The organism is Limnohabitans sp. (assembly GCF_040401135.1).
Classification (GTDB): Bacteria; Pseudomonadota; Gammaproteobacteria; order Burkholderiales; family Burkholderiaceae_C; genus Limnohabitans.
The window spans coordinates 1-9000 of record NZ_JBBAOV010000024.1 but is presented as its reverse complement, the minus strand read 5'-3'; the positions used below and the strand labels follow the sequence as shown (position 1 = coordinate 9000).

Genomic DNA, 9000 nt, shown 5'->3' with positions numbered 1-9000 from the left:
GGCGCTCGATTTGTGGTGCAGGCAGGCACGTTTTCAGATGAAGCCAAGTTGCGCGAAGTGCGTAGCAAGCTCGAAAAAGCGGGCATCACCACCTACACCCAAGTCATCGAGGGCAAAGAAGGGCGTCGCGTGCGCGTGCGCGTGGGCCCTTTCACCAAACGTGACGATGCCGACAAAATGGCAAACAAGATCAAGCAGTTGCAATTGCAGCCGCAAGTTTTGACGCTGTAAACCGATTGATATGCAGTTACTTTCGGCTGTAGATTGGATTCTGCTGGCCGTTTTGGCTCTGTCGCTCCTGCTAGGCTTGTGGCGCGGCATTGTGCAAGAGGTGCTGTCGCTGGCGGGTTGGGTGGCGGCGTTTTATGTGTCGCAGATGTATGCCCCGATGGCCGCCGCGTGGTTGCCCATGGAGGGCAGCAGCCAAATGTTGCGTTATGCCGCCGGCTTTGTGGTGGTGTTTGTCGCGGTGCTGGTGGCCACGGTGTTGGTTAGTTTTGTGGTGAAGAAATTGATCTCGGCGGTGGGCCTTGGGCCTTTGGACCGCTTGCTGGGAAGCTTGTTTGGATTGATGCGTGGTGTGGTCATTTTGTTGGCTGTCACTGTGCTGGTGGGCATGACGCCTATGCGTGAGACCATGGCTTGGAAACAAGCCCAAGGTGCACAATGGTTGCAACAGTTTTTGCATGTGTTGAAGCCGGTTTTGCCGGCTGATTTTGGAAAGTATCTCCCCTAATGTGTGGCATCGTCGGCGTTGCAAGCAGCGCACCTGTGAACCAGTTGATTTATGACGCCTTGTTGCTCTTGCAGCATCGAGGCCAAGATGCCGCGGGCATCGTTACCCAGCTCGACCGTAAATTTTTCATGCACAAAGCCAAGGGCATGGTGCGTGATGTGTTTCGTACCCGCAACATGCGCGCCTTGCCTGGCAACAACGGCTTGGGCCAAGTGCGTTACCCCACGGCAGGCAATGCGTTTAGCGAAGAAGAGGCTCAGCCTTTTTACGTGAATGCGCCGTTTGGTTTGGTGCTGGTGCACAACGGCAACTTGACCAACGCACACGCCCTGAAATCAGAGCTGTTCTCTGAAGATCACCGCCACATCAACACAGAGAGCGACTCTGAAGTCTTGCTTAATGTGCTGGCCCACGAGATCGACAAAACCACGCGAGGCTTATCCCTCAAGCCCGCCGATGTGTTTGAGGCTGTGCGCCGTGTGCACCGCCGCATCCAAGGCTCTTACGCCGTGGTGTCCATGATTGCAGGCCACGGTTTGTTGGCATTCCGCGACCCGTTTGGCATTCGCCCTTTGTGCATTGGCCGTGGCGCGGATGGCACCTACATGGTGGCCAGCGAATCGGTGGCTCTGGACGGCACGGGCCATGTGTTTGAGCGCGACATTGCGCCAGGTGAGGCGGTGTTCATCAACCTCGAAGGTCAAGCGCACTTCATGCAATGCGCCGATGTATCGCTGCTTAAACCTTGTATTTTTGAATACGTGTACTTAGCCCGCCCAGATTCGACGATGGACGGCATTTCGGTGTACCAAGCCCGCTTGAATTTGGGCGAGACCTTGGCCAAACGTGTGGTGTCTGCAGTGCCCCCAACAGACATTGATGTGATCATTCCTATTCCTGAGTCCAGCCGCCCCAGCGCCACTCAGCTGGCGCATTTGTTGGGCGTGCCGTATCGCGAAGGGTTTGTAAAAAACCGTTACGTGGGCCGCACCTTCATCATGCCGGGACAAGGCGTGCGCAAAAAGTCGGTTCGCCAAAAGCTCAACGTGATCGCCAGCGAGTTCAAAGGCCGCAATGTGCTGCTTGTGGACGACTCCATCGTGCGCGGCACCACCAGCAAAGAGATCGTGCAAATGGCACGTGACGCCGGCGCACGCAAGGTGTATTTGGCCAGTGCTGCACCGCCTGTCCGCTTTCCCAACGTGTACGGTATTGACATGCCCACGCCTGAAGAGTTGGTGGCGCATGACCGTACAGTTGAGCAAATTCGTGTGCTCATTGGCTGCGACGCCTTGATTTACCAAGACGTGGAAGCCATGAAGCAAGCCGTGCTGTCAGCTAGAAAAGCCGACGCACCCAAGCTCGACGGTTTTGATGCTTCGTGCTTTGACGGTGTGTACGTGACGGGCGATGTGTCCTTGAGTGACATCGTGCGTTTGAACGAAAAACGTGTGGGCCAAGAGGAGGGCGCTGAAGACAATTCGCGTCTGGCCTTGCCCAATCCTTCGGAGTAACTTCGGTATGAGCCAGCACCCTTTGCCCCCTGATTTGCACCTAGAAACCTTGGCTGTGCGTTTGGCTGCAGACCGCAGCCAGTATGGTGAAAACTCTGAAGCCCTGTACCTCACCAGCGGCTATGTGCAGCCCTCGGCCGAAGCTTCTGCCCGCCGCTTTGCGGGTGAAGAAGAGGGCTACACCTATGGCCGCTCAGGCAACCCCACGGTCACTAGCTTTGAAATGCGCTTGGCCGCACTTGAGGGAACTGAGGCTGCTTTGGCCACCTCGTCGGGCATGTCGTCGGTCATGCTCATGCTTTTTAGCCTGCTCAAAGCGGGCGATCATGTGGTGTATTCGCAGTCGATGTTTGGCTCCACCCTGAAGCTGATTGGCTCTGAGTTTGCACGCTTCGGTGTGGAATCCACCGTGGTCTCGCAAACCGATCTTGCTGAGTGGCAAGCTGCCATTCGCCCCAAAACCAAAATCTTGTTTGCCGAAACACCCACCAACCCCTTGACCGAGGTGTGTGACATCGTTGCCTTGGCCGACATGGCGCACAACGCGGGCGCTTTGCTGGCGGTCGACAACTGTTTTGCCACGCCCATTTTGCAGCGTCCCATGGAGATGGGGTCAGACATCGTCATGCATTCGGGCACCAAGTATTTGGATGGTCAAGGCCGTGTGATGGCCGGCGCTTTGTGTGCCAGCGAACAGCTGATCAAAGAAAAGTTTTTGCCCGTCATGAAGAACAGCGGCATGGTGTTGTCGCCCTTCAATGCGTGGGTGGTGCTCAAAGGCTTGGAGACGCTAGACATTCGCATGCGTGCGCAAAGCGCGCACGGCCACGCGATGGCGCAATGGCTGGAGCAACACCCTGCGGTATCGCGTGTGTATTACCCCGGCTTGGCCAGTCACCCGCAGCACGACTTGGCGATGCAGCAAATGTCGGGCATGGGCGGCGCGGTGTTGTCATTTGATGTGAAGGCGGCTGACCCGCAGCAGGCTCGCACGCGCGCCTTTCATGTGCTCGACAGTTTGCGCACGCTCTCGCTTTGTACCAACTTGGGCGACACTAAAACTTTACTCACGCACCCCGCCAGCACCTCGCACGGCAAGCTGTCGGAAGACCAGCGTCAAGCCGCAGGCATTGGCCAAGGCATGATTCGTTTGGCAGCAGGCCTTGAACATTTAGACGACATGAAGGCCGACCTATTGCGCGGCCTTGAGACCCTTTGATTTTTACCCCTGCATGACCAAAACTCGCACCCGTTTCGCGCCATCACCCACTGGCTTTATTCACCTGGGCAACATTCGCTCGGCCCTCTATCCCTGGGCCTTTGCACGCGCCACGGGTGGCGACTTTATTTTGCGCATTGAAGACACCGACCTTGAACGCTCTAACCAAGCCTCGGTGGATGTCATCATCGAAGGCATGAAGTGGTTGGGCCTTGACCACGACGAAGGTCCGTTCTACCAAATGCAACGCATGGACCGCTACAAGGCCGTGCTGGAAGACCTCAAAGCCGCTGGCCACGTCTATCCCTGCTACATGAGCATGGAAGCGCTGGACGCCTTGCGCGAACAGCAAATGGCCAACAAAGAAAAGCCACGCTACAACGGCACCTGGCGGCCAGAGCCGGGTAAGACCTTGCCTGCCATTCCTGAAGGCGTAAAGCCTGTGCTGCGCTTTAAAAACCCGCAAGGCGGCTCCGTTGTGTGGGAAGACAAAGTCAAAGGCCGCATCGAAATCAGCAACGACGAATTAGACGACTTGGTCATTGCCCGCCCCGATGGCACGCCCACCTACAACTTTTGTGTGGTGGTGGACGACATCGACATGGACATCACCCACGTCATCCGTGGCGACGATCATGTCAACAACACGCCTCGCCAAATTAACATCTTTAAAGCGCTGGGCAAAGACACGCCGGTGTATGCCCACCTGCCCACTGTGCTCAATGAGCAAGGCGAAAAGATGAGCAAGCGCAGCGGTGCCAAAGCCGTGACGCAATACCGCGACGAAGGCTACCTGCCTGACGCAATGGTCAACTACCTTGCACGTTTGGGTTGGAGCCACGGCGATGACGAAATATTTAGCCGTGCTCAATTCTTAGAGTGGTTCAACCTCGACCACCTGGGCCGCAGTGCTGCGCAGTTTGACGAAGCCAAGCTGAAGTGGGTGAACGCCCAGCATTTGAAGGCGATGGCAGATGATGCGCTGGCAGCTTTGGTAAGCGCTGAGCTAGCCAAGCGCGGCATCGCCGCCGATGACCGCTTGCCTGCAATTTGTGGTTTGTTCAAAGACCGCTGCGACACCCTGTTAGTGTTGGCTGATTGGGCGACGGCTTTTTATGCCGATGTCACCCCGCTGCCGGAAGATGTTGCAAAGCACATCACGCCAGCCGCCTTGCCAGCGTTGGATGCATTGGCCACCAAACTTGCAGCTGTGGTTGAGTGGAATACGGCTAGCGTCAGTGCTGCATTTAAAGCAGTGCTGACAGAGCAAGGTTTAAAAATGCCGCAGCTCGCCATGCCTGTGCGTGTGTTGGTTATGGGCACTCCGCAAACGCCCTCTGTGGACGCGGTTATTTGGCTGTGCGGCAAAGAAAAAGTTTTGGCGCGTTTGACGAAACGTTAAAAATTTAGCTATACTATTGCTCTCGACACCCAACGGGGGTATAGCTCAGCTGGGAGAGCGCTTGCATGGCATGCAAGAGGTCAGCGGTTCGATCCCGCTTACCTCCACCAAAATTTCTAATAAACGGATTAGTCCAAGGTTTTGACCCCATCGTCTAGAGGCCTAGGACATCACCCTTTCACGGTGAGTACCGGGGTTCGAATCCCCGTAGGGTCGCCAAGTTTTGTAGCACTTGGCTTTGGTTGCTCAAGCAACTAAGCATTAGTTACAGCTATCAGGAGTGGTAGTTCAGTTGGTTAGAATACCGGCCTGTCACGCCGGGGGTCGCGGGTTCGAGTCCCGTCCACTCCGCCAAAAAATCCTTATAAATCAAGGACTTAGAAGAAGCCCGATGTTAACTCATCGGGCTTTTTTGTTGCCTAAATCGTTTCCAGTGTCCACAGATTGTCCACGAACATCCCCAAAATTCCTTTCTGAACTCTGGATGAGTGTCCTCATTTTGTCCACAGCATGAGGTCTCGAAGGGTTCCAAAAAATATTTTCATAAAAAGTTACCTTAGCGGGGGATTAAGTTTGGACGTTTACATATCCAGTTGTTAGAGACTCACCACGTTAAGTAAGCTAAGAAATTTTAGAGGATGTTGGTCATCCAAAAGTACGGTCTGTTTGGCCGAACATACCTTGCAGAGAAAGTTGGTAAACACTGACATTGGACTCGGCCACTGTGTGGCCGGTTCTTTCGAGCACTCTCTAACAATTTATAGGCCGTAAAGGTGTTGCCAAGTTGTTCGAGTTCAATTTTGAAAGTCGATCTGAATAGCTGGAAGGGCTGCTTCAGACTGAGCTGTGAAAAGTGTCTGGAGGTTTTGAGGTCATTTCAATTTGTTGTTTAATAATTAACATAATTCTTTGTTTACCCATCACTAAAAAATTGGAGAGCATCTATGAATCACGATACATCACTTCCCCGTCGACACTTGCTGGGCGCTAGCCTTGGCACTCTTGCGGCGGCAGGTCTCGCCACATTCACGCGCGGCGCTTCCGCTCAGACAGCCCCTCTTGCAGCAGCCCGACCGCTCCCTTCTTACGTTAGTTGGAAAGATCCTGCCAGCCTCATCGTGCACAGCAGCAGCACCCTCGAGACCAAACGCAGTGCCTTTGGCACCAGTGTGATTACCCCCGCCGAGCAGCTATACATTCGTAATAACCTGCCAGCGCCTGACGCCTCCATCCTCGCCAACCGTGATGCTTGGGAGGTCAATATCGAAGGTGTTAAGAATCCACGCAAACTCACCGTTGCCCAACTCAAATCCATGGGCCTTGAAACCGTCGCCATGGTGCTTCAGTGCTCAGGAAACGGGCGGGGCTTTTTTCCTAGCAAGCCCAGCGGTACCCCTTGGACTGTGGGTGCTGCCGGTTGCGTTGTTTGGAGTGGCGTTCCTGTGCGGGCTGTAGTCGAGGCACTAGGTGGCCTAGATGGCGCGCGGCCTTTCATGACTGGTACCGGTGGTGAAAAGTTACCGGACGGTATTGATCCTAAAAGCGTCATGGTGGAGCGCTCGGTGCCGGTGGCAGCAATGGCCGATGCGTTGCTGGCATGGGAAATGAATGGTGCACCTATTTCGCTGGCACACGGTGGGCCTCTTCGCCTGATCGTGCCCGGTTACACCGGTGTCAATAACATCAAGTACGTCAAGCAACTTGCCTTCACTACCGCTGAAAGCGATGCGCGAATCATGTCGCATGGCTACCGCATCACGCCGCCTGGCGCAAAGGCCGATCCAACCCAGCCCTCGGTGCTGGAGATGACGGTGAAGTCTTGGATCAACTCACCTAACGGCGAAGGAAACGCTCCGACAGCCGGGTTGATGCAAATTCAAGGCGTTGCCTTTGGTGGTGTGAATGCCGTCAAAAAAGTTGAGGTTTCCATCGACGGCGGCAAAAGCTGGCGTGAAGCACGCCTCGTAGGGCCAGACATGGGCAAATACGCCTGGCGGCAGTTCGTGTTATCGGCCCGACTGCCAGCGGGAAATTACACGCTTGCCAGCCGCGCAACCGATGCCGCGGGTAATGTGCAACCTGAAACTAGGGGCGAAAACGTCAGCGGCTACAACAACAGTAGTTGGCTCGACCACGCCGTGAAAGTCACGGTGGCATGAGCTTCAAGTCGTTATGGCGCATAGCACTTAGGTTGACGCTTTACCCCGTCTTTGGCTCAGCCTGTTTTGTCCACGCACAAGCCAATGACCCCGCTTACATGACGGGGAAGTTGCTTTTTATTAAGGCGGTGCCTGCCTGCTCTATTTGCCACACGCTCAATGATGCGCAGTCAGAGGGGGCTGTGGGACCTGTGCTGGACGAGATCAAGCCCAACGCTCAGCGCGTGGCTAAGGCGGTGCGCAACGGTCTTGGCAACATGCCGTCCTACGGAGCTAAGCTTTCCGATAGTCAAATCGAAGCCTTAGCTCGCTATGTCTCTAAGGCAAGCGGCGGGGCGCCTTGATTGCTTGAGTACGTGCTGTTCAGCCATATTTGCTAAGGATGATCAGTTGGTTTGGTTGTTGAAAGAATTACTATGATTTACACCTCACTCAAGCTCGCCCACGTCTTGGCCACTATTGTGTGGATTGGCGGTATGGTGTTCGCGCACTTTTTCTTACGTCCAGCCGTGATGAGCTTGGAAGTGCCCGAGCGGGTACGCCTGATGCATGAGGTTTTGCGAAGGTTCTTTAATGCGGTGTCAGTCGCTGTGTTGGTGACACTGGTGACAGGTCTATGGATGATTGGCCGAGTCGCCAAGCAGTTGGTTCAAAGCGGCTCTAGCTTTTCTATGCCCTTGAGCTGGACCTTAATGGCTGGCTTAGGCATATTGATGATGTTGATATTTGCGCACATCCGCTTTGCTTTGTTCAAACGCTTGAGTGTGGCTGCACAGTCTATGGACTGGGAGGCTGGAACTGTTGCTTTGGCTGCTATCCGCAAATGGGTAGCGGTGAACTTGGGTCTGGGTGTGCTAATTGTGGCGCTGGTTACTTTGTTGGGCTGAGTAATGGGGAGGGCGGAGCGTCTCTCCTAGTACGACATCATTTAGGCGCAAGGGTTGCGTTCAAAGTATTAATAGAAAGCCGGGCTCGTAAAAAACTTTTATAAATCAATTGCTTATAAGCGAAAAAAGCAAACGTGTAGTATTTCGTGTAACAGACCAAAAATTGTAAATTACAATTTTCCAGCTCTTTAGTGGATTTTGCACTCAGCCGTGTCACCGAGCAGGCGAAAAGTTAGGCGCGAGGGCGGGAAAGTATCAAGCATTGTCACTGGGCTACGCCTACTTCACCACGGCGAATCGCGTTGGCACGAAGCGTCACAGCTTGCTTTTGGCTGTCAGTCATGCGCACCACGTTCTTGACCTGCAAAGCCATGCGGGGGTTTTTGGCCAGCAGTGTTTCGTGCCGCATCAAAAAATCCCAGTACAGCGTGGTGTAAGGGCAGGCACGTTCACCCTCGCGCAGCGCTGGGTCGTAGCGGCAACCTTTGCAAGGCCCACCCATGCGCTGGATGTACTTGCCCGTCGCAACATAGGGCTTGCTTGCCATGAGGCCGCCGTCGCCGTATTGGCTCATCCCTAAGGTGTTGGGCAATTCGACCCATTCAACTGCGTCTACATAGACAGACAGGTACCAAGCGTGAACTTGTTGTGGTCGCACGCCCAGGAGCAGGGCATACAAGCCTGTCACCATTAAGCGTTGAATGTGGTGCGCATAGCCGTGTTCGAGAGTCTGCGTGATGGCATCGCGCAAGCAGGCCATGTCTGTCTGACCGGTCCAAAACCATGCGGGTAATTCTTCCTCGGCATTCAGGGCATTGCGCTCGATGTAGCTGGGCATTTGCATCCAGTAAATACCGCGCACGTATTCGCGCCATCCCAGGATCTGGCGGATAAAGCCCTCAGCGCTTTGAAGCGGCGCATGGCCAGCCCGGTAGGCAGCCTCTACCGCATGAACGACCTCGCGCGCACTAAGCAGTTTGAGGTTCATTGCCGATGACAAATGCGAGTGGTAAAGCCAAGGCTCGCCAGGCCACAAGGCATCTTCATAGCGACCAAAAAGTGGCAGACGTTCTTTAACAAAGC

The 9000-nt window shown here is 54.7% G+C and carries 9 protein-coding genes and 3 tRNA genes; 11 read left to right on the top strand and 1 reads right to left on the bottom strand.

The window, feature by feature from the left end; genetic code table 11:
* The 11 genes from ABWP81_RS07945 to ABWP81_RS07895 all read left to right on the top strand — a co-directional run.
* Positions 1 to 231 (top strand): SPOR domain-containing protein (locus ABWP81_RS07945; protein ID WP_353140894.1); only part of this gene is annotated, 231 nt, incomplete at its 5' end.
* Between the two features lie 10 nt (positions 232 to 241).
* On the top strand, positions 242 to 736 hold the full coding sequence (locus ABWP81_RS07940; protein WP_353140892.1) for a CvpA family protein: 495 nt from the start codon (positions 242 to 244) through the stop codon (positions 734 to 736).
* Complete coding sequence (gene purF, locus ABWP81_RS07935; protein ID WP_353140890.1) at positions 736 to 2250, top strand: amidophosphoribosyltransferase; 1515 nt, start codon at positions 736 to 738, stop codon at positions 2248 to 2250. Before ABWP81_RS07940 ends, purF begins: the two co-directional genes overlap by 1 nt.
* A 7-nt stretch (positions 2251 to 2257) precedes the next feature.
* Positions 2258 to 3469: an O-succinylhomoserine sulfhydrylase gene (locus tag ABWP81_RS07930; protein ID WP_353140888.1), complete on the top strand. Its 1212-nt coding sequence runs from the start codon at positions 2258 to 2260 to the stop codon at positions 3467 to 3469.
* A 13-nt stretch (positions 3470 to 3482) separates the two neighbouring features.
* On the top strand, positions 3483 to 4871 hold the full coding sequence (gltX, locus tag ABWP81_RS07925; RefSeq protein WP_353140886.1) for a glutamate--tRNA ligase: 1389 nt from the start codon (positions 3483 to 3485) through the stop codon (positions 4869 to 4871).
* A 34-nt stretch (positions 4872 to 4905) separates the two neighbouring features.
* Positions 4906 to 4981, top strand: a tRNA-Ala gene (locus ABWP81_RS07920).
* 33 nt (positions 4982 to 5014) lie between these two features.
* Positions 5015 to 5090 (top strand) — tRNA-Glu (locus ABWP81_RS07915).
* Positions 5091 to 5148: 58 nt separating this feature from the next.
* A tRNA-Asp gene (locus tag ABWP81_RS07910) sits at positions 5149 to 5225 on the top strand.
* A 590-nt stretch (positions 5226 to 5815) separates the two neighbouring features.
* Entirely contained in the window at positions 5816 to 7030 is a 1215-nt protein-coding gene (gene sorT, locus ABWP81_RS07905) for a SorT family sulfite dehydrogenase catalytic subunit (protein ID WP_353140884.1), read from the top strand.
* Entirely contained in the window at positions 7027 to 7374 is a 348-nt protein-coding gene (sorU, locus tag ABWP81_RS07900; protein WP_502905525.1) for a SorU family sulfite dehydrogenase c-type cytochrome subunit, read from the top strand. Before sorT ends, sorU begins: the two co-directional genes overlap by 4 nt.
* A gap of 72 nt (positions 7375 to 7446) precedes the next feature.
* On the top strand, positions 7447 to 7917 hold the full coding sequence (locus ABWP81_RS07895) for a CopD family protein (RefSeq protein WP_353136984.1): 471 nt from the start codon (positions 7447 to 7449) through the stop codon (positions 7915 to 7917).
* A gap of 265 nt (positions 7918 to 8182) precedes the next feature.
* Here ABWP81_RS07895 and ABWP81_RS07890 read toward each other — a convergent pair.
* The coding region (locus tag ABWP81_RS07890) for a cryptochrome/photolyase family protein (protein ID WP_502905524.1) at positions 8183 to 9000 on the bottom strand (818 nt) is incomplete at its 5' end.

What these genes read in the sequence shown, in the direction of transcription:
- ABWP81_RS07940 (WP_353140892.1), top strand. Translation starts at nt 242, where the DNA reads ATGCAGTTACTTTCGGCTGTAGATTGGATTCTGCTGGCCGTTTTGGCT.
- purF (WP_353140890.1), top strand. Translation starts at nt 736, where the DNA reads ATGTGTGGCATCGTCGGCGTTGCAAGCAGCGCACCTGTGAACCAGTTG.
- ABWP81_RS07930 (WP_353140888.1), top strand. Translation starts at nt 2,258, where the DNA reads ATGAGCCAGCACCCTTTGCCCCCTGATTTGCACCTAGAAACCTTGGCT.
- gltX (WP_353140886.1), top strand. Translation starts at nt 3,483, where the DNA reads ATGACCAAAACTCGCACCCGTTTCGCGCCATCACCCACTGGCTTTATT.
- sorT (WP_353140884.1), top strand. Translation starts at nt 5,816, where the DNA reads ATGAATCACGATACATCACTTCCCCGTCGACACTTGCTGGGCGCTAGC.
- sorU (WP_502905525.1), top strand. Translation starts at nt 7,027, where the DNA reads ATGAGCTTCAAGTCGTTATGGCGCATAGCACTTAGGTTGACGCTTTAC.
- ABWP81_RS07895 (WP_353136984.1), top strand. Translation starts at nt 7,447, where the DNA reads ATGATTTACACCTCACTCAAGCTCGCCCACGTCTTGGCCACTATTGTG.